At 64.6% G+C, this 20,137-nt stretch carries 20 protein-coding genes; 13 read left to right on the forward strand and 7 right to left on the reverse strand.

Going from position 1 to position 20,137, the window contains the following annotated elements; all coding sequences use genetic code 11:
• Window positions 1–147: 147 nt before the first annotated feature.
• A complete protein-coding gene (locus tag AC0L3P_RS22350) occupies window positions 148–864 on the reverse strand; it encodes a DUF599 domain-containing protein (protein WP_275167969.1) in 717 nt (238 codons plus the stop codon).
• 124 nt (window positions 865–988) lie between these two features.
• Between AC0L3P_RS22350 and AC0L3P_RS22355 the strand changes: the two genes are divergently transcribed.
• The 4 genes from AC0L3P_RS22355 to AC0L3P_RS22370 all read left to right on the forward strand — a co-directional run bounded on the left by AC0L3P_RS22355 (window position 989) and on the right by AC0L3P_RS22370 (window position 3,876).
• Window positions 989–1,651 (forward strand): glutathione S-transferase family protein, encoded by a 663-nt coding sequence (locus AC0L3P_RS22355; protein WP_473305056.1) that lies wholly within the window; start codon window positions 989–991, stop codon window positions 1,649–1,651.
• A 407-nt stretch (window positions 1,652–2,058) separates the two neighbouring features.
• Complete coding sequence (locus AC0L3P_RS22360) at window positions 2,059–2,262, forward strand: hypothetical protein (protein WP_007611353.1); 204 nt, start codon at window positions 2,059–2,061, stop codon at window positions 2,260–2,262.
• A 159-nt stretch (window positions 2,263–2,421) separates the two neighbouring features.
• A complete protein-coding gene (locus tag AC0L3P_RS22365; RefSeq protein WP_275167967.1) occupies window positions 2,422–3,393 on the forward strand; it encodes a hypothetical protein in 972 nt (323 codons plus the stop codon).
• A 42-nt stretch (window positions 3,394–3,435) separates the two neighbouring features.
• Window positions 3,436–3,876, forward strand: coding sequence for a DUF1489 family protein (locus tag AC0L3P_RS22370; protein WP_275167966.1), 441 nt, complete (start codon window positions 3,436–3,438; stop codon window positions 3,874–3,876).
• On the opposite strand, the gene panC is transcribed toward AC0L3P_RS22370, so the two are convergent.
• Window positions 3,873–4,724, reverse strand: a complete 852-nt coding sequence (gene panC / locus AC0L3P_RS22375; protein WP_275167965.1) for a pantoate--beta-alanine ligase — start codon at window positions 4,722–4,724, stop codon at window positions 3,873–3,875. The genes AC0L3P_RS22370 and panC overlap by 4 nt on opposite strands.
• Before the next feature lie 274 nt (window positions 4,725–4,998).
• On the opposite strand from panC, the gene AC0L3P_RS22380 reads away from it, so the two are divergent.
• The 4 genes from AC0L3P_RS22380 to AC0L3P_RS22395 all read left to right on the forward strand — a co-directional run bounded on the left by AC0L3P_RS22380 (window position 4,999) and on the right by AC0L3P_RS22395 (window position 8,792).
• On the forward strand, window positions 4,999–5,922 hold the full coding sequence (locus tag AC0L3P_RS22380; protein ID WP_007603231.1) for a division plane positioning ATPase MipZ: 924 nt from the start codon (window positions 4,999–5,001) through the stop codon (window positions 5,920–5,922).
• 345 nt (window positions 5,923–6,267) lie between these two features.
• Entirely contained in the window at window positions 6,268–7,128 is an 861-nt protein-coding gene (locus AC0L3P_RS22385; protein ID WP_275167964.1) for an alpha/beta fold hydrolase, read from the forward strand.
• Window positions 7,129–7,249: 121 nt separating this feature from the next.
• On the forward strand, window positions 7,250–7,999 hold the full coding sequence (locus tag AC0L3P_RS22390; RefSeq protein ID WP_473305066.1) for a vWA domain-containing protein: 750 nt from the start codon (window positions 7,250–7,252) through the stop codon (window positions 7,997–7,999).
• 67 nt (window positions 8,000–8,066) lie between these two features.
• A complete protein-coding gene (locus AC0L3P_RS22395; RefSeq protein WP_007603236.1) occupies window positions 8,067–8,792 on the forward strand; it encodes a DnaJ domain-containing protein in 726 nt (241 codons plus the stop codon).
• 224 nt (window positions 8,793–9,016) lie between these two features.
• Here the strand turns inward: AC0L3P_RS22395 and AC0L3P_RS22400 are convergent, their stop codons facing one another.
• Window positions 9,017–10,861, reverse strand: coding sequence for a D-alanyl-D-alanine carboxypeptidase (locus AC0L3P_RS22400; protein ID WP_275167962.1), 1,845 nt, complete (start codon window positions 10,859–10,861; stop codon window positions 9,017–9,019).
• Between the two features lie 388 nt (window positions 10,862–11,249).
• On the opposite strand from AC0L3P_RS22400, the gene AC0L3P_RS22405 reads away from it, so the two are divergent.
• The 5 genes from AC0L3P_RS22405 (at window position 11,250) to AC0L3P_RS22425 (ending at window position 16,031) form a co-directional block, all read left to right on the forward strand.
• On the forward strand, window positions 11,250–11,588 hold the full coding sequence (locus tag AC0L3P_RS22405; protein ID WP_275167961.1) for a phasin family protein: 339 nt from the start codon (window positions 11,250–11,252) through the stop codon (window positions 11,586–11,588).
• Between the two features lie 161 nt (window positions 11,589–11,749).
• Entirely contained in the window at window positions 11,750–11,893 is a 144-nt protein-coding gene (locus AC0L3P_RS22410; RefSeq protein ID WP_354058829.1) for a hypothetical protein, read from the forward strand.
• Between the two features lie 479 nt (window positions 11,894–12,372).
• Window positions 12,373–12,705, forward strand: coding sequence for an ATP-dependent Clp protease adapter ClpS (gene clpS / locus AC0L3P_RS22415; RefSeq protein ID WP_018455182.1), 333 nt, complete (start codon window positions 12,373–12,375; stop codon window positions 12,703–12,705).
• A gap of 293 nt (window positions 12,706–12,998) precedes the next feature.
• Window positions 12,999–15,404, forward strand: a complete 2,406-nt coding sequence (clpA, locus tag AC0L3P_RS22420; RefSeq protein WP_275167959.1) for an ATP-dependent Clp protease ATP-binding subunit ClpA — start codon at window positions 12,999–13,001, stop codon at window positions 15,402–15,404.
• A gap of 81 nt (window positions 15,405–15,485) precedes the next feature.
• On the forward strand, window positions 15,486–16,031 hold the full coding sequence (locus AC0L3P_RS22425) for a cupin domain-containing protein (RefSeq protein ID WP_354209386.1): 546 nt from the start codon (window positions 15,486–15,488) through the stop codon (window positions 16,029–16,031).
• A 46-nt stretch (window positions 16,032–16,077) separates the two neighbouring features.
• On the opposite strand, the gene AC0L3P_RS22430 is transcribed toward AC0L3P_RS22425, so the two are convergent.
• The 4 genes from AC0L3P_RS22430 to AC0L3P_RS22445 all read right to left on the reverse strand — a co-directional run bounded on the left by AC0L3P_RS22430 (window position 16,078) and on the right by AC0L3P_RS22445 (window position 19,949).
• The gene (locus AC0L3P_RS22430) at window positions 16,078–17,499 is read right to left on the reverse strand and encodes an MFS transporter (RefSeq protein WP_354254983.1); all 1,422 of its coding nucleotides are present in this window, start codon (window positions 17,497–17,499) and stop codon (window positions 16,078–16,080) included.
• 148 nt (window positions 17,500–17,647) lie between these two features.
• A complete protein-coding gene (locus AC0L3P_RS22435) occupies window positions 17,648–17,809 on the reverse strand; it encodes a hypothetical protein (protein WP_275167956.1) in 162 nt (53 codons plus the stop codon).
• A gap of 89 nt (window positions 17,810–17,898) precedes the next feature.
• Window positions 17,899–18,924 (reverse strand): aldo/keto reductase, encoded by a 1,026-nt coding sequence (locus AC0L3P_RS22440; protein WP_354209388.1) that lies wholly within the window; start codon window positions 18,922–18,924, stop codon window positions 17,899–17,901.
• Between the two features lie 119 nt (window positions 18,925–19,043).
• On the reverse strand, window positions 19,044–19,949 hold the full coding sequence (locus AC0L3P_RS22445) for a LysR substrate-binding domain-containing protein (RefSeq protein WP_354209390.1): 906 nt from the start codon (window positions 19,947–19,949) through the stop codon (window positions 19,044–19,046).
• Window positions 19,950–20,137: the final 188 nt, after the last annotated feature.

Here is a 20,137-nt window from a genome sequence, read left to right on the forward strand (position 1 = left end):
GTCTGCAATTCAAAATGCGAGCTGGAAAAGTGGCGCTGCCGCCTCATACTGCGTCAATGCGAGCGCAGCGACTTGTCCGCCACACTCCCGCTCTCGTACCCCGGACGCAGCGCAAGAGCGCTGCAGCGCGTCCGGGACACGAGCGCGTCAACGACCGCGCTTCCGCATCTCCTCGCCATCCACCACCTCCGGCGCCATGGCCTCCCACGCGCTCGAGGCGAATTGCCGTCGCCAGGTCACGATTACCACGGCTGCCGTGGTCACGAACAATACCCAGGGGCTGACGAACCAGCCGAGATAGCCGAGTGCGAAGAAGAAGGCACGCTGGCCGCGGTTGAAATGGCGGCCGGCGGATTCGAACAGGCGCGAGGTGCGGATCACATGAGCTTCGGCCTCCGGCGTGTCACGCTGCGAGGCCGCAGGCATGCCACCGAACAGGATCGCGACATAGTTGAACAGGCGGTACGACCAGGCGAATTTGAAGAAGGCGTAGACGCAGATCAGGACAAGGCCGACGCATTTCAGCTCCCACATGGCCGGCGAGGTGCTGAGATCGATCGGCAGCTTGCTCAAGATCGTGATCGCGTCGTTGGTCGCATGCAGCAGCGCCAGCGCGCCGCCGAGCGCGATCAGGCTGGTGGAGGCGAAGAAGGCGGTGCCGTTCTGCAGCGAGGCCATGATCTGCATGTCGACCATGCGCGCGTCGCGGTCGAGCAGGCGGCGCACCCACACCTCGCGGTAGCGGTTCATGCGCGCCGACAGGCTGTCGCGGCCATAGGCCGAATGCTCCAGCGTCAGCGCGTAGACCAGCCATTCGATGATGAAGAAGCCGACGGCGGTGATGTCGACCCAATGCCTGCTCATGTCTGTCTCCTGGCGAGGATCGCAACGCTTGCCACGCATGGCGAGGTGCAGCAACGATTGATTGGCGGCAGGCGATGGCGTTAAAAGCGGCTCGCTTCAAGGCGTATCGGGAAGGATGGATGACATGGCTGCGCTGAAACTCGCAATCGGCAACAAGAATTACTCGTCATGGTCGATGCGGCCCTGGCTCGCGCTCCGCGCCAACGACATCCCGTTCGTGGAGACCCTCATCCCGCTCTACACCGATAATCCCGCGGACAAGGAGCAGATCATCTCGTTCAGCCGCGCCGGCAAGGTGCCGGTGCTGGTCGACGGCGACATCACGGTGTGGGATTCGCTCAGCATCATCGAATACATTGCCGAGCGCTATTCGGAAGTGAAACTGTGGCCGCACGATGCCGCCGCCCGCGCCCATGCCCGTTCGGTGTGCGCCGAGATGCATTCCGGCTTCATGGCCCTTCGCAACGAATGCGGCATGAACCTGCATCGCCCGGTGCGCGCCGTGACGCTGTCGGCGGACGCAGAGGCCAACATCGCGCGCGTGCAGGAGATCTGGCGCGAGTGCCGGACCCGGTATGGCGCCGATGGACCGTTCCTGTTCGGGCGCTTCGGCGCGGCGGATGCGATGTATGCCCCGGTGGTGCACCGCTTCCGCACCTACGCAATCGAGGTCACGCCGGAGACCAAGGCCTACATGGACACGATGCTGGCGCTGCCGGCGCTCCAGGAATGGACTCGGGACGGGCTCGCCGAAACGCTGGTCATCGAAAAGTTCGAGAACGTGTAATCCGTGGTTGCGATCGGGCCTCGCTCGATCGCCCGAGTGGTCGGCGAGGAGAGGGACCTCACGGGAATCCTGGGCTTGCTCGGCCGACCAGTTCCGCAGCGACAATGTCGACCCATTGGCTGCGCGCCACGACATCCCGATCGACCGGCTGGGCCAGATTCTGGCCCAGGAACCGCGCAAGGCGGTGGATCACGCCAGCCCCGACGGCCGTTGGCTTCATACCGCCTGAAGGACCGGTTCCAGCGGTATCATCGGCTGGCGGCATCACGCTGAAATAACTGCAAAATTCGCACGTTTGCCATGTTGCATACTGCTGGCCAAAAACGCCCGCTGCATGCTATACAGCGGCCGGGTTTCCGGCCGGCCGACGCAGTGGGACCATGGGCGTGGCAGGCGTTGTTTGAGTGATGGAGAGGGTGTTGAAGCACAAATTCCCTATTGGCGCGCGCGTATTGTTCACCGCGAGCAATGTCGCACGCCCCGCTGCCAGCGGCTCGTATGAGGTCATCCGCCTCCTGCCGACCGATGGTGACGACTGTCAGTACCGGATCAAGAGCTCGACCGAAGCCTTCGAACGCGTCGCCAAGGAAAGCCAACTCGCGCTGTCCTGAAGGCCGACGCTATCCGCGCATTGGCGCGTCCTCGGGGAATTGTATTCTGCCGCCGTCAAAAGGCCCGCTTCACCTTCAAAAGGTGGGCCGGGGGCAGTTGCCGACTCTCGGTGCTCGCTTTGACCATTCGCTCTCTGCTCGCGTGAGGGGACGTCGCGCATGAACTGGGCATGGGCCTCGTCGCTCGACCAAATCTGGCGCTCGCCGGCCCTTCCAATGTGGATGATGCTGGCGGCTGCCGGCTTCTTCGGACTGATCCTCCTGGTCACGCTGCTGCGCGCCGAGAGGTCGGTCGCCAACGGTGCGCTGAGCGTCATTACGCTGTTCGCCATTGCCATCGCGCTGGCTGCCGTCGTGCGCGTCGATGGACCGGCGGGGCAGACCACGCCGACCGAGGCGCGCGCACAGGCCGCGATGATCGCGAGCCTGCCGGCGCTGTCCTGCCTTGACGAACTCGCTGGCGATGCCGTGGCCATTGGCTGCGAGAAGGCGCTGTTCGGCGCGCCTGACGCGGCGGCGGCGGCCGTCTCCACCACCGCGGCCAGGATCGACCGGCTGACGGCGCTCGGCGATGCCGCGACCGCCGAGAACAGCCTGACGCCCGACATCAAGGTGCTGCGCAAGTCGCTGGAGCGTGATCGCTACGGCCTGGTCGCGCAGGTGCTGGTCGTGCGCGACGGCTGCACGCAGTTCGACTGCGCGGCCTTCCGCTCGCTGACCGATCAGCAGCAGGTCGCCGCCAACATGGATTCCCATCTCTACGACACGCTGGTCGCGCGCTACGCCCCGACCTGGAATGCGCCTGCAGCGGCGCAATCGTTGCCGGCCACGGCCGCGCTCGCCGGACTGCCGCCGTCGATGCCGACGGGCAAGCCGACCAATGCGGAATTCCCGAGCGCCTCGTCGACGCCGCCGGTCAGCATCATGAATCCGGAGCCGACGCGCCACACGGCGCCCGCCGCGAACGCAGCGGCCGCGCCGGCTCCGCGCGCCCCGGCAGCCGCTTCGGCACAGGCCGCAGCTCCCGCCGCGAAGAGGCCGCCTGCGCCGAAGGCTGCGCGGGCGCCGGCGGCAGCACCGGTTCCGCTCACGCCGCCGCCTGGGGCTCCCCCGGCTGCGGATAACGAGTAGATCGGCATTCCAAATGGGTGGCTGCCCGGCTAATGCTGGGGCATGCCACTACATCTGATCAAGCTCGCCGTCGGCTGCGAATCCGTCAAGGAATTGAAGGAGTGGACCGCCGAACGGATGCAGACCGCCAAGAAGAAGGGTCTGCCGCAACATCACATCCACATCACCCGCATGATGCCCAAGCGCGACGCCGAGATCCTGTCGGGCGGGTCGCTCTATTGGGTGATCAAGGGCGAGGTCGCCGCGCGCGAAAAGATCATCGGCATCGAGCCGTTCCGCGACAAGGACGGCATCGGGCGCTGCCGGATCGTGATGCAGCCGAAGGTGATCCCCGTGTCGCCGCGGCCGATGCGCCCGTTCCAGGGCTGGCGCTACCTTGCCGACGATTCGGTGCCGCCCGATCTCGGCAAGTCCGCCGCCGGCTCGATCGCGGCGATGCCGGAGCCGATGCGGCGCGAGCTGCGCGATCTCGGGCTGCTCTAAACCGCGATATTGTCGATCAGCCGGGTCGTGCCGAGCTTGGCCGCGACTAGGATGCGCAAGGGGCCGTCCTTGCGCGAGGTGACAGGCGCCAGGGTCGCTGCATGGCGGACCTCGAAATAGTCGAGCTCAAAGCCGGCCGCCATGATCATCGCGGCTGCGCGCGCCATTGCGGCCGCGATCGCTTCGCCGGCGCGGATGCGCCCGGCGCTCTCCTTCATGGCGCGGTACAGCGTGGTTGCGGTCTGCCGCTCCTGTGGCGACAAATAGACGTTGCGCGAGGACATCGCGAGCCCGTCGCGCTCGCGCACGGTGCGGGAACCGATCACCTTGACGCCGAGGTCGAGGTCGCGGGCCATCTGCGCCACCACTCGCAACTGCTGAAAATCCTTCTCGCCGAAGATCGCGACATCCGGCCGGCACTGCGTGAACAGCTTGCCGACGACGGTGGCGACGCCGCCGAAGAAATGCGGGCGGAAGCGGTCCTCGAGGCCGGCCAGCGCCGGTCCCTCCGGCACGATGCGGGTCGCAAAGCCCTCCGGATACATGGCCTCGGCGCCGGGATGCCAGACGATATCGACGTCCTCGGCGGCGAGCCTGGCGAGATCGGCCTTCCAGGTTCGCGGATAGGCGCCAAAATCCTCGGTCGGAGCGAACTGGGTCGGATTGACGAAGATCGACACCACGACGCGGCTCGCGCGCCGTCGGGCCAGGCGCACCAGCGACACATGGCCGTCATGGAGCGCTCCCATGGTCGGGACCAGCGCGATCGTGGCCTTTCGCTTGCGAAGATTGTCGATGGCGCGTCGCAAGTTGGGGACCGTGCGGGCGATCAAGGGGCTGCGTGACATCAGAACTCGACGCGGTTGGGAATCGACGGGCGCGTCCCGGCGCCCGGCAGGCTAACCTTAACAAGCGGCGACCATGGACGCCACGCATCCGGATGCGGCACAGCATCCCGCGCGCAAGAGGTCGCGACATTGTGGGCTGGATCACAGACGCGAAGCGGCGCGGCGATTCATGATGAAGGACGGCGCGCCGCGAATTGTATTCCCTGTCACGCATTTCACTTGACCGCAGACGCGGCCAACTTGAAGATATTCGTTAGGGGTGTTGAGGATCGCGATGCTTGTGCAAGCTAGCCAAGGCCAGTCCGGCTCGGCGCATGTTGTCGTGCTCGGCAACGAGAAGGGCGGCTCCGGCAAGTCGACGACCGCCCTGCACATCGCAGTCGCGCTTCTGAAAGCCGGCCAGCGCGTCGCCACCATCGACCTCGACTGCCGTCAGCAGAGCTTTACTCACTACATCAACAACCGTTCCGCCTGGGCGCGCCGCACCAAGCTCGACCTCGAACTGCCGCTGCATCGCTGCATCAAGCTCGGTGAGACCATGCAGGTCGCCGAGAACGAGAATTCGGAGTTCCTTCAGTTCATGGAAGCGGTCTCGGCGGTCGAGAGCAGTTTCGACTTCATCGTCATCGATACCCCCGGCACCGACAGCTACCTGATGCGGCTTGCGCATTCGATGGCCGACACGCTGGTGACCCCGATCAACGACAGCTTTCTCGATTTCGATGTGCTCGGCACCGTCGATCCCGCCAATTACGCGGTGACGGGCGAGAGCCACTACGCCGAGATGGTGCGGGATGTCAGGCGCAAGCGTCGCCAGCTCGACGGCGCGACCACCGACTGGATCGTCGTGCGCAACCGCCTGTCGATGCTCGGCTCGCGCAACAAGCAGCTGGTTGCCGAGGGGTTGAAGGATTTGTCGTTGCGGCTCGGCTTCCGCTACGTCGACGGCTTCGCCGAACGCGTTGTCTATCGCGAGTTCTTCCCGCGCGGCCTGACCGCGCTGGACGAGATCGACGAGGCCACCCTCGGCATGCGGCCCAATCTCGGCCATCTCACCGCGCGGGAGGAGGTGACGAGCCTGCTCCGCCAGCTCAAGCTTCCGCTCGACGAGCGCGGACGTCGCCGCGCGGCCAACCGCGCCGAGTGGTTCAATCAGGTCGACAAGCCGCTCGAGGTCCACGACATCCTCGGCGCCTGAGGCGGCGGTATATCGCTACTTCCAGTCGATCAAAGCGGCCGGTCTCCCGCGGGAACCGAGCCTGCGCTCAGCCGTTTTCACCCAGCGTTTACTGCAAAATTGAACCCGATCGAGACAGGTTGCGTCGGAAGGTGAGGTGCACCCTGGCGTAGCCGCGTGAGAGCGGGGTGCCCAAGAAACGTGTGCGCCGCACAATGAAAGGGCTGATGGTTCACAATATTTAGCCTTCCTGTCACGCGCCTGTGACATATATTAGGGAATAGGCGACCAGGGGCCGAAGAGCTCCGGAAGAACACGATTTTCAACAGGGATTCAGGCCGCAAGAGCCTGAGGCTGAGGACGAAAATGAAGCGTGGAATTGCCGTTCTGGTTTCGGTCAGTGCCCTCTGTGGCGTCGCCTATTTCACGGCGAGCAAGTGGGCAATCAGGCACGAGACCATCACCTTCTACGATGCCTCGCGCGACAACCGTGCGGTGCCCGTCGATATCGCGATCCGTCGTGACAAGGAAATGCAGGCCAATGCCGGCATGATCACGATGCCGGTCGCCGTGATCAACCACGGCAACACCGTCAAGAACACCGAGTACGGCTTCCTCGCCAACATTTTCGCGGCGCGCGGCTACCTCGTCGTCAGCCCGCAGCATGATTTGCCGACCGATCCTCCGATGGTGACCAAGCCCGGCGAGATCTATGTCGGCCGGCTGCCGCAGATCCTGCGCGGCGTCGCCAACATCCATCTCGCCATGCAGGAGATGAAGAAGGTTCAGCCCAACGCCGACTACGACAGGGTGACAATGGTCGGCCACTCCATGGGCGGCGACATCACGATGTATTTCGCCAAGCAGTATCCGGATGAGGTCAAGAAGGTCGTCACGCTCGACAATCTTCGCGTGCCCTTCGTCACCGCCGGCAAGTTCAAGATCCTGTCGTTCCGCTCCACCGACCCGCAGTTCAAGGCCGATGCGGGCGTGATCCCGACCGACGAGGAATGCGAGAAGGCCGGCATCCAGGTCGTGAAGACTGAATTCCAGCACAACGACATGCGCGACACCGGTCCGGACGCGGCCAAGAACTCGATCCAGGGCATGCTCGACAAGTTCCTGAGCGCGACCGACAGCGAAGTGGCGCCGGTCGACACGCAATCGTCCCCGCCCAAGATTCTCGAGCCCGGGCCAGTCGCCTTGATGGCGCCTGCCAAGAGCTGACGCCTTCCTCGTCGTGGATCGCGTTTCAAAGCCCCCGCCGGCTGCCGCCTGCGGGGGCTTTGCACATTGACCGGGCTGCATGCGCTGACCACATTAGCCGCTCACGCAAGGGTCAAGGGAAATGTCCGGCGAACCCATCAAACCGCGCGGCCGCGATGCCGTCTCGGCGCAACCAGGCGGCGCTGTGCCGCAGGCGGGGACCTCGACCTCGGAGGACATTGCCGCCTTCGTCGCCAACGCGCGCGCGCTGTCACCGCATGCGCCCGGTGCGAAGGGACGGCTGATCTTCGCGCTGGATGCGACGATGAGTCGGCAGCCGACCTGGGACATGGCCTGCGCGCTTCAAGCCGACATGTTCCGTGAGAGCGCCGCGCTCGGCAGTCTCGACATCCGGCTCGTCTACTATCGCGGCTTCAACGAGTGCCGCGCCACGGGATGGATCTCCGACAGCGCCAGGCTTGCGGCGCTGATGAGCAAGATCGATTGCCGTGGCGGCGACACCCAGATCGGCAAGGTGCTGAGCGAGGCGCGGCGCGAGGCGGTCGCATCCGGCGTGCGCGCCGTTGTCTTCGTCGGCGACGCCATGGAGGAGAACGTCGACGAGCTCTGCGCCAAGGCCGGCGAGCTAGGCATGCTCAAAGTGCCTGTGTTCGTATTTCAGGAAGGTCATGACGCGGTGGCCGAGCAGGCCTTTCGCGAGATCGCGCGCCTGACCGGCGGCGCCTGGTGCCGGTTCGATCCGGGCGCGGCGGCGCAGTTGCGCGAGCTGTTGCGCGCAGCCGCCGCCTACGCGGCCGGCGGACGCGAGGCGCTGATGCAATTGGCGAAGACCGCCAGTGGCGCGGCCAGGCTGATCGGCCAGATGAAGTAGCGCTGGCGCTGTCTGAGGGAAACAAGGACACGGTGCTTTTTGGCGGTAGGCCGACTATATTCCGGCCATGACCCTGATCGCCGGCGCTATCGCTGTTATCACCCTTTATCTGCTGCTCCAGATGTTCCGTTCGGCCAATCCCGCCGTGCTGGCACGCGCGATCAGGTTCGGCGGCGGCGTGGTGGCGCTGGCTGTCGCAGCGTTCACGGGCTTGAAGGGCGAACTGGTGGTGGCGATCCCGCTCGGGATATTCGGTGCCGGGCTCCTGGGCTGGACACCGATGGCAAACGCCGGCTTCGGCAATATCGGCGGGCTGTTCGGCGGGGGCGCGACGCGCCCGGCAGGTCAGGCCTCGCGCGTGCGCTCGCAATTCCTGGATATGCGGCTCGATCACGATTCCGGCCAGCTCGGAGGCCGGATCGTCGCCGGTCCTCACGCCGGGCGCGATCTCGATGAGTTCGATCTCGCGGCCCTGCTGGCAATGGTCCCGGCGTTCGACGCCGAGAGCGTGGCCTTACTTGAAAGCTATCTGGACCGCCGGTTTCCCGCTTGGCGTCAAAACGCGCAGGGCGACGCGGCAGGGGGGCAGCGCCGCACGGTGGCGACCGGCAAAATGACGACGGAGGAGGCCTATCAGATCCTTGGCCTGCAGCCTGGGGCGGGGCGTGACGACATCAGCCGGGCTCACAAGTCCCTGATGAAGAAACTGCATCCCGACCAGGGGGGCTCGACGTATCTCGCTGCCCGTGTAAACGAGGCCAAGGATACTCTGCTTCGCACGCATAACGGCTAACTCCGGCACCACGCTACAAACGCTCGTCCCGTGTGAGCTCCGTTTGCTCTGTTTGCCGTCGCCCCGATGCCCGCCATTGTCGGCGTGGTCGATCCCTTGCGTAAAGTTTTAACCGTAAATCCTTGACGAGAGGTTGTCGTGGAACAGCCTCGTCGGTCACCGCATCCCAAAAATGAAAATGCCCGCGCGAGGCGCGGGCATTTTCATTGGAGCGGTGCGAAAGATCAGTTGCGGACGGTCATGCAGGAGATATCGGCGCGCTTCAGGGTGCGGCAGACGGCTTCGGCCTGGTCTCGGTCGAGCCCGGCGAAGCGGGCGCGGTAGAGCTTGCGATTGTCCTTCGCGACGACCGGCTCGGTGAACGGGTCGGCCTTGCTGAGCAGGCCGCGGGCCGAGCTGCGTGCGGCGTCGATGCGCTGCTGGGCTTCGTTCTCGCTCTCGAGCGCGCCGACCTGGACGATCCAGCCGCTGTGGGTGACGACCGGCTTCGTGGTGGCGCTCATCTGGATCGGCTGCAGCGCCGGGTCGGCTGACGCGAGCTTCGGAGCAGCCGGGGCGGGCGCAGCGGCGGTTGCGGCCGGCAATACGCCGAGGATGCCGTTGCCAGTGCCGAAGCCCGCCGGCTGCCGCGGCAGCTCGGCACGGGCAATCTCGGCCTTCGGCGCTTCCGGTTGGCTGACGATCTCGTGCTTGTTGATGAGGTCTGCCCGGGCGACGACGGCGCCGGAGGTTTCGGCGATGTCGGAGCGAGCCGCAATCGTGCTCGTGACCTGCGGTGCGATCTGAGCCGGGGCGGCCGAGGCGACCTTCACGGCGCCGGCCTTGACCTGGACGGTCTTGACCCGGACCGGCTTCATCGGCTCGGACGAGCCGGGGATGATCGAGAGCGGCTGGCTCGAGATCACGCCATTGGTGAGCGGCGCAGGCTCGATCTTGGATTCAGTCGGCCGAACTTCAGGCTTGTTGGCTTCAGATCTGGGCTGAGCCGGCGGCACCGCGGCGGTCGCAGCCGCAAGCGTCGCCAGGCGCGCGGCGAGACGCGACGGGGCTGCTTCGGGAGCAGGGGCAGCCTGGACCTGCGGAGCGGAGCGGGCCGGGGTGTCCGACGCATCGGCAACCTCGGCAGCGGCGTCGGAGCCGTTGCGCTCGGTGACCGCCGCGACGGTGTGGGTGGTCGCGGCCTTATCGAGGTTCTCCGCGAGCAGGTTACGCATGATGGCGTCCCGCGAGCCGCCGCTGCGGCCGCCCAGCACCACGCCGATCAGGTGGCGGTTGCCGCGGCGCATCGAGGTCACGAGATTGAAGCCGGAGGCACGGGTGTAGCCGGTCTTGATGCCGTCCACGCCCTCGACATTACCGAGCAGATGATTGTGGTTCCGGATCGACTGTCCGCGCCAGTTGAACGTCGAGGTCGCAAAATAACGATAGTAGCGCGGGAAGCGCTCCTGGATGGCGCGGCCGAGCGTGGCCTGGTCGCGGGCGGTCGTGACCTGCTCGTCGTTGGGAAGGCCGTTGGCGTTGCGGTAAACCGTCCTGGACATGCCGAGCGAACGCGCCTTGCGCGTCATCATCTGGGCGAAGTCGTCCTCGTCGCCGCCAATCGCTTCCGCGATCACAACGGCTGCGTCGTTGGCGGAGCGGGTGACGAGACCCTTGATCGCGTCCTCGACGCGAATGGTCTGGCCGGCACGCAGGTTCAGCTTGGTCGGATCCTGATCGGCGGCGTGCTGCGACACCGGCATCTCGGTATCGAGCTTCATCTTCCCTGACTCGAGGCGCTCGAACAGCAGATAGAGCGTCATGATCTTGGTCAGCGAGGCCGGATGGCGGATCCCGTCGGGACTCGTGGCCTGAAGCACGGAGCCGGAATTGCCGTCGACGATGATCGACGCGAATTTCGGGCTGGAACTCTCGGACACATCGCGCTGCACGCGGTGGTGCGCAGTGTGACGCCGGTGGCGCCGCGCCTCGGCAGCATCTGTGGTGAAGATGACTGCAGTGGTGACCGCAAGAAGCCCAAAAACGCCAACCCGCGCCAAGCGCGAGGAAGACAAGTTTTTACGAAGCATGAAACCCCGTCCCCGTTTCTGACTTGATCACCGGCTCGTGAGGCGAAATTGTGCCCAATGGACCCGGGATCATTACCTGCTCAGGCTGGCCCTCCGCAGATGTTCGCCGCGGGGGACGTTGGGCCTGAGCCGCTGTTCTGGCTAAGGTGATGTTCTCCAACGGCTTTTGGCCGCTTGTGGAAGTTGAACACGTCCAGGGAATCAAGGTAGGGCGCCGCGGTTTCCAAAAGCTTAAGGAACCATTGCGGGAAACCCCGGGAATCGTGGCGAATTTTGTATGTAATTTGTGCGACGCACAAAATTCTTGACTTTTTTGTGCGTTGCACTAATTGTGAGCAGAGTCAGGGAGCCGGGGCTTCCCGACGAGAGCTAGGGAAAAGGATTCCGAATGTTCAAGGTTGAAGACTTTCAAGGCTACGGGAAAGAGCACTTCGAGCAGTACGTCGCCTCCGCGACCTCGATGCAGCACGGCCTTCAGGCGATCGCCAGCGCCTACGGCGACTACACCAAGAAGTCGTTCGAAGACACCAAGTCCTTTGTCGAGAAGCTTTCCGGCGTGAAGTCGCTGGACAAGGCGATGGAAGCGCAGACCGATTTCGCCCGTTCCGCCTACGAGACCTTCGTCGCGGAATCGCAGAAGATCGCCGGCCTCTACAGCGACCTCGCCAAGCAGGCGTTCAAGCCGGTCGAGACCATCGTGTCGAAGTTCACTCCGGCGACGAACTAACGTTTCCTCGACGTCCTGGAATCAAAGGCCCGGCTGAAGCAGCCGGGCTTTTTTGTTTATCGCGGGGTGTGGTCTCAGCGCGCCGCGCGCAGCTTCGACGGGGACGTGCCGATGTCCTTGAACACCGAGACGTCTGATCTGCCTTCGTCACTCGATAGAACTTGTCGGTGCCGTTCGCGCAATATTGCAGCACGCTGGAGGTCGGGTCGCTGCCGGTGTTCACCTGCACCGTATGGATCGTGATGTTCGCCGCCTTGGCGTTATCGCACAGCTTCTTCTGCCGCGCGTCGATCTGCGAGGCGTGACGATCCCCGGAAATCTGTGCCTTTGCCCCTTTTCGCGTCACGCCATTGAGGGTCAATTGGTCCGTAGAAAACCGGAGATATCCCGCTCGAAACCGCCGCAGCCGCGTGACCGGCCGGGTTCCTGGTCAACATCTTCTAAACGGGCGGGGCGGAAGGTTTTGTCAAATCAGTCCGGATTGACTAACCTTGGCGAGGATCGCCCGACCCGGGAATCGGGACCGCCATGGCCGCCTCGGCCGAGCTGTCGCACGCTTGCGGCGAGCCGGGGTCAGGCCCATATTCGGTGAAGCCGATCTGGCTTGGACCGGACCGGTTGGAAGCGGCGATCCAACAAGGCGGTGCGCCTGTGCGAACTCCGAAGGCCGGGGCTGCGCGGCGAACCGCCATACGCTTCCGTGGGGAATTTGAACGCCTGAGCCATGCCGCAACTGTCTTCCAGACCAGACCTGTCCGCGGCCGCCGCCGCCCACGCTCCCCTGATGAGCAACGACGAGAACCGTTCCGGCGGTCCCTCTGCGCCAAACACGTCCGTCATCACCAAGGTCAAGCCGAAGACCAAGCGGCCGAACCTGTACCGTGTGCTGATCCTGAACGACGATTACACGCCGATGGAATTCGTCGTTCATGTGCTGGAGAAATTCTTCCAGAAGGACGCCGAGGCCGCAACCAAGATCATGCTGCACGTTCATCATCACGGGATCGGGGAGTGCGGCGTGTTCACCTACGAGATCGCCGAGACCAAGGTGACGCAGGTGATGGATTTCGCTCGCAAGCACCAGCATCCCCTGCAATGCGTGATGGAAAAGAAGTAAAACACCACACGTTACGGCACGTTTGAAGCCGGTGCTTGGACATGTCGCAGTGATTGCCGCGTGATGTCTGCGCGTGATGTTCGTTGCAGACGGCAAAACTACGGAATTTCGGACCGGTGCGGATCGTGCCCCAATCGGAACGGGTTTTGCATCGAAAAGTACCGCAGCTGTGCAGCCGCCTGAGTCGCGGAACCGGTCTTTCGCCGCGATCTTGTATAACTATATGTGACAAAGGTTGTTGTTGCCTGACCGGGCGATGACGATCATGATGGTGGGGGCCATAGAGGACGCGAATGCCGACTTTTTCCCAAAGCCTTGAACAATCCCTGCATCGTGCACTGGCGATCGCAAACGAGCGTCATCACCAATACGCGACGCTCGAGCATCTTTTGCTCTCCCTGATCGACGACTCCGATGCAGCCGCCGTCATGCGCGCCTGTAGCGTCGACCTCGACAAGCTCCGTACGAGCCTCGTCAATTATCTTGAGACCGAATTCGAGAACCTGGTGACGGACGGCGCCGACGACGCCAAGCCGACCGCAGGTTTCCAGCGCGTGATCCAGCGCGCGGTGATCCACGTGCAGTCGTCCGGTCGCGAAGAGGTGACCGGCGCCAACGTGCTGATCGCGATCTTTGCCGAGCGCGAGAGCCATGCCGCGTATTTCCTGCAGGAGCAGGACATGACGCGCTACGACGCCGTCAACTATATCAGCCACGGTATCGCCAAGCGGCCGGGTGTCTCCGAGGCGCGGCCGGTGCGCGGTGTCGACGAGGAGACCGAGACCAAGGGCAGCGAGGACGCCAAGAAGAAGGGCGAGGCGCTCGAGACCTATTGCGTCAACCTCAACAAGAAGGCGCGCGACGGCAAGATCGATCCGGTGATCGGACGCAATTCCGAGATCAACCGTGCGATCCAGGTGCTGTGCCGCCGGCAGAAGAACAATCCGCTGTTCGTGGGCGAAGCCGGGGTCGGCAAGACCGCGATTGCGGAGGGCCTGGCCAAGCGCATCGTCGACAGCGAGGTGCCGGAGGTTCTGGCGGCTGCGACCGTGTTCTCGCTCGACATGGGCACGCTGCTCGCCGGCACGCGCTATCGCGGCGACTTCGAGGAACGTTTGAAGCAGGTGCTGAAGGAGCTCGAGGCGCATCCCAACGCCATCCTGTTCATCGATGAGATCCACACCGTGATCGGTGCGGGCGCGACGTCGGGCGGGGCGATGGATGCCTCGAACTTGCTCAAGCCCGCGCTCGCTTCCGGCACCATCCGCTGCATGGGCTCGACCACCTACAAGGAATACCGCCAGCACTTCGAGAAGGACCGCGCGCTGGTGCGGCGCTTCCAGAAGATCGACGTCAACGAGCCGACTGTCGAGGATGCGATCGCAATCCTCAAGGGCCTCAAGCCGTATTTCGAAGACTACCACCGGCTGAAATACACCAATGAGGCGATCGAGGCTGCGGTGCAGCTCTCTTCGCGCTACATCCACGACCGCAAGCTGCCGGATAAGGCGATCGACGTGATCGACGAATCCGGCGCAGCGCAGATGCTGGTCGCCGAGAACAAGCGCAAGAAGACCATCGGCATCAAGGAGATCGAGACCACGATCGCCTCGATGGCGCGGATCCCGCCGAAGAGCGTGTCGAAGGACGATGCCGAGGTGCTCAAGCATCTCGAGCAGACCCTGAAGCGTACCGTGTTCGGTCAGGACAAGGCGATCGAGTCGCTCGCCGCTTCGATCAAGCTGGCGCGAGCCGGCCTGCGCGAGCCGGAGAAGCCGATCGGCTGCTATCTGTTCTCGGGTCCGACCGGCGTTGGCAAGACCGAGGTCGCAAAGCAGCTTGCGGCGTCGCTCGGCGTCGAGCTGTTGCGCTTCGACATGTCCGAATACATGGAGCGGCACACCGTGTCGCGTCTGATCGGCGCGCCTCCCGGCTATGTCGGCTTCGATCAGGGCGGCCTGCTCACTGACGGCGTCGATCAGCATCCGCATTGCGTGGTGCTGCTCGACGAGATCGAGAAGGCGCATCCCGATCTCTACAACGTTCTGCTCCAGATCATGGATCACGGCCGGCTCACCGACCACAACGGCAAGCAGGTCAACTTCCGCAACGTGATCCTGATCATGACCACGAATGCGGGCGCGTCCGATCTCGCCAAGCAGGCGTTCGGCTTCACGCGTTCGAAGCGGGAAGGCGACGACCACGAGGCGATCAACCGGCAGTTCGCGCCGGAATTCCGCAACCGTCTCGATGCCGTCGTGTCGTTCGGCCATCTCAGCGTCGAGGTGATCGGTACGGTGGTCGAGAAGTTCGTGCTTCAGCTCGAAGCGCAACTCGGCGATCGCGACGTCACTATCGAGCTGTCGGAACCCGCCAAGACCTGGCTGGTGAAGCATGGTTACGACGAGCAGATGGGCGCACGTCCCATGGCTCGTGTGATCCAGGAGCACATCAAGAAGCCGCTGGCCGACGAGGTGCTGTTCGGCAAGCTCAAGGGTGGCGGCCATGTCCGCGTCGTTCTGGTCAAGGACGAGGCCGACGAGACCAAGGACAAGATCGGCTTCGAGTTCGTCGAGGGTCCGGTCACGCCGAAGCAGGAGAAGCTCCCGGGTGCCCGCAAGCGCCCGCCGGGCAAGTCTAAGCCCGGTGGCCCCGGCGGCTCGAAGGGGCCGACCAAGAGCCCGCTGGTCAAGGTTTGATCTGCACGCGAAGAATTGAGAAGGCCGGCTGAGAAGCCGGCCTTTCTTATGGGCAGTCAAATATAAGCAAGAAGATCCGGTATGACCAACACGCCTTCTGCAGACTCGTCGTCAGCTTCCTCGATCCCCGCCGACGATCCCGGCCGCGCCCTGACGGTCGCCGATCCCGACGGCGCTGACGTGCCGCATATCTCTGTGGCCGGCGGCACCTACACGGTCCTGGTGTCGGGCGCGCAGACCGCAGGACGCTATTGCCTGGTCGACATGCTGGTGCCCGCCGGCGGCGGGCCCCCGCCGCACCGCCACGACTTCGAGGAAATGTTCACGCTGCTCGAAGGCGAACTTGAATTCACCTTTCGCGGTAAGTCCCATACCGTAAGTGCGGGGGCGACCGTCAACGTTCCGGCCAACGCGCCGCACGCGTTCAAGAACGTTTCCAGCAAGACAGCCCGTATGCTCTGCATGTGCACGCCAGCGGGACAGGACGAATTCTTCCTGGCGGTTGGCTTTCCCGTTGAAAGCCGCACATCGCCACCGCCGAAGCCGACCCCGGAAGAAATGGCTGAGAAGGGTAAGCTGATCGCAGCACTGCTGCCGAAATATCGCACCGAGATGGTGAAGATGTGAGGCGCGGCGGACGCAGCCGAAATCGGCCTTCCCAAATGGTTACGCGCTATTCGCCGCGCAGGCGCTGGTCGTCTTGCACGCGAACATGCTCGGCGCCGCGCGCGCCCGCGGGCGACAGCCGCAACATGCTCAGCGCCGCGCCGCAGAGCGCGAAGCCGACGCCGGTCAGCAACGCGATCCTGGTTCCCTCGATCGGATAGCGGCCGAGGAACAGCGCGACCAGCGCTGCGCCGGTGGTCTGCCCAAGCAGCCGCGCCGTCCCGAGCATGCCGCTGGCACCGCCGGCACGCTCGCGCGGGGCGGCCGCGATCATGGTGCGGTTGTTGGGGGTCTGGAACAGGCCGAAGCCGGCGCCAGCCAGCGCCATCCGCCAGATCACGTCGAGCGGTGTGGGCGCCGCCGGCAACAAGGCGAGCGCAGCGAGGCCGCAGGCGAACAGCGTGAGCCCGATGCCGCCGAGCAGGCCGGCCGGATAATGCTCGACCAGGCGACCGGCGAGGGGTGCTGCGAACGCCACCGCGATCGGCCACGGCGTGATCAAGAGACCCATATGCACCGCCGAATAGCCGAAGCGGCTCTGGAGGTAGAAGGGGATCGCAACGAAGGCCAGCATCTGCCCGCAGAACGAGGCGATCGAGGTCGCAATCGACAGGGCGAACACCGGGATGCGCAACAGGTCGACCGGCAAGAGCGGCGAGGCCATGTGGGTCTCGCGGTAGATCAGCAGTGCGCCGGCGACGAGAGCTACGGCGAACTGCACGAGGCAGGTGATCGCCGCTTCGCCATGACCGACGCTATCGACGGCCGCGATGCCGACGCCGAAAGTGATCGCGGACAGTCCCGCGCTCTGCCAATCGAAGGAATGGCTCGCAGGCCTGGTGTGCGGCAGGCTGCGCAGGCCCAGTACCAATGTCACCGCGCCGAGCGGGACGTTGATGGCGAACAGCCAGGGCCAGCTGCCGAATGCCAGGATGCCGGCGGCGAGCGTCGGGCCGACCGCGGCCGAGAAGGCGACGACGAGAGCGTTGAGTCCGATGCCGCGGCCGAGCTGGCTGCGGGGGTAGGTGAAGCGCACCAGCGCTGCGTTGACGCTCATAATGCCGGCCGCGCCGAACCCCTGCACGATGCGGGCAATCGTGAGGAGCGGCAGCGTATGCGCCAGCGCGCAGAATGCGGAGGCAAGCGTGAACAGCACCAGGCCGACCAGATAAACGCGGCGATAGCCGACGATCTCGCCGAGCGAAGCCAGCGGCAGCAGCGAGATCGTGATCGCGAGCTGGTAGCCGTTGACGATCCAGATCGAGAACGCCGGGCTGGCGTCGAGGTCGGCCGCGATCGTCGGCAGCGCGACATTGGCGATGGCGCTGTCGACCACTGCCATGATGATGCCGAGCGCAATGGTCAGGACCGCCTGGCTGCGCTGCGGCTGCGGCAGGCCGTCGGCGTGCTCCATTTGGGCTGGCGACATGATGGCGGCGTGCTTGATTCGAGCCGTGGTTCGTCTCCGGACTAGAAAATTGCGAGATGCATCGCAACCCGGCAGGATACGGGCGGTTCCTGCGCCAGGAGCGGGTCTCCCGGCACCGCGGGCATGGGTCGGGACGGCTCTCGCGGGCTCACCAGCGCGAGGTCGACTTCCCGAACACATAGAGCGCGACGAGCCCAACCGTCACCGCGGTCGAGACGATCAGGATGGTCCGATCCCGATCGATCCCGCTCCGCTCGGCGCGCTTGAGATTGAGAGCGGTGAACAGGGCCTTCATGGCAAATCGGCGCATCGGGCTGCCTCGCGGGTGCGCATGATGCCACCGTCGGCGCGGACCGGCTTGATGCAGCTCAAGCCGGCCCTGCGCCGCGCGCCCGGTCGCTAAACCGGCGGCGGATTGCGGTCACTAAAGGCCGTGCGCTGGTGCCAGTAAGGATAGGGCAGCGTCACCTTGCTCGCCGCATCGAGCTTTGCGATCTGGTCCTGGGTCAATGACCAGCCGACTGCGCCGAGATTTTCGCGCAGCTGCGTCTCGTTGCGCGCGCCGATGATCAGCGTCGAGACGGTCGGACGCTGCAGCAGCCAGTTCAGCGCGATCTGCGAGACGCTCTTGCCGGTTTCCTTGGCGACCTCGTCGATCGCATCGACGACGCGATAGACGTGCTCGTCCGGCACGGGCGGGCCGAACTCGGCCGTCTTGGGCAAGCGGCTTACGTCAGGCTTTGGCTGGCCGCGGCGGATCTTTCCGGTGAGGCGTCCCCATCCGAGCGGCGACCAGACCACTGCGCCGAGGCCCTGGTCGAGGCCGAGCGGCATCAGCTCCCATTCGTAGTCGCGTCCGATCAGTGAGTAATAGGTCTGGTTGGCGACGTAGCGCGGGAAGCCATGCTTGTCGGCAACGCCGAGCGATTTCATCAGGTGCCAACCCGAAAAGTTCGACACGCCGACGTAGCGGATCTTGCCGGCGCGCACGAGCACGTCGAGAGTCGCGAGCACCTCTTCAGGCGGGGTGAAGGCGTCGAAGCCGTGGAGCTGGAACAGGTCGACGTAATCAGTGCCGAGTCGGCTCAGCGAAGCATCGATGGCCGAGAGCAGATGCTGCCGCGACGACCCGATGTCGTTGGGGCCGTCGCCGAAGCGGAACGTCGCCTTGGTCGAGATCAAAACCTTGTCGCGACGGCCCTTGATGGCTTCGCCGAGCACGCGCTCGGACTCGCCGAGCGAATAGACGTTCGCGGTGTCGAACATCGACACGCCGGCATCCAGGCAGATATCCAGAAGGCGCCGCGCTTCGGTCGCGTCAGTCGTGCCCCACGCAGCGAGGCGGCCAACGCCGCCGAAGGTACCGGTCCCAAGGCTCAAGGCGGGCACCATCAGGCCCGAGCGGCCCAAGCGTCGGTATTCCATCAATATGCTCCTCGGCTGGCCGCTGATCGATCCCCGCGGCCCCTGTGCCGGATGGTAGAGCAAGCACGCGCCGTGTCCTATTGCGTGCTCACATAGCGGCTCTGCTGGGGCCGCACGCGTTACGCCACGATTGTCCCCTTCAAATTCGCAGCCGTGATCTTCGCGCGCAGCCAGGCTTCGAACGCGTCGACATGGCCGCGGCCTTTGGCCTCGGCGGACCGCACGAGATAATAAGACACGGTCTCGACCTCGAATTGGGGCTGACGGAACGGCGCGACTAGGGTGCCCTTTTCCAGCTCGTCGGCGGCGAGGATCTCGCTCTCCAGGACGACGCCGAGACCTTCGACAGCGGCGTCGATGGCCATGGTGGATCGATCGAACCATAATTCGTGGCGTGCCTTGATCGTCGTGCCGACGACCTTTCTCAGATAGTCGGTCCAGGTCAGCGCGTTCGACGAATGAATCAACGTGGCGCGGGCAAGATCGCCGGGCTCGTGAAGTCCGAGTTGCTCGATCAGAAGCGGGCTACACAGCGGACGCAGACGCTCAGCCAGGAGCGGCTCGATCTGCCGGTCGTTGAGGACGGGCGGGCGTCCATAGGCGATGGCGAGATCGAAGCGAATGGTATCGAGCTCGCGCAAGTCGGCGATAGTTGACAGCCTGATCCCGATCTCCGGATGCTCGCCGATGAAATTCCCGATCCGCGGCTGAAGCCATTTGGCGGCAAAGCTCGGGCCGCTCGCGATGAACAGATGATTGCGCTGCGACTGCGGCGCGACCAGCCGCGTCGCGCCCATGATCATTCCGAATGCGCGCTCGATCTCGGCGGCATAGACGCGGCCGGCATTGGTGAGCACCGCGCGGCCGGCGTGCCGCGAAAAAACACGAACGCCGAGGAAATCCTCCAACTTCTGGATGTGGTGGCTGATCGCGGAGGGCGTAACCCCGAGCTCCTCTGCGGCGCGGCTGAAGCTGCCGTGGCGCGAAGCGGCTTCGAATGCCGACAGCGCCTTGAGCGGCGGCATTCTCGACCGCGGTGTTGACTCCACCTCATCGGCTGCTGAGTTTTTTGAACTGGCGCCCATCATGTCTGCCCGGTACGAATTTATCCGTTGCTCAGGCAATTCTTGTACCGCAAACGCCCTGAAGCAACAGCTTCGTGCCCCAAAAGACCGACCCGATAACGGCGAGTGCATCGCCACACCGCACGGCT

The sequence above is a fragment of the Bradyrhizobium sp. WSM4874 genome (assembly GCF_055811835.1).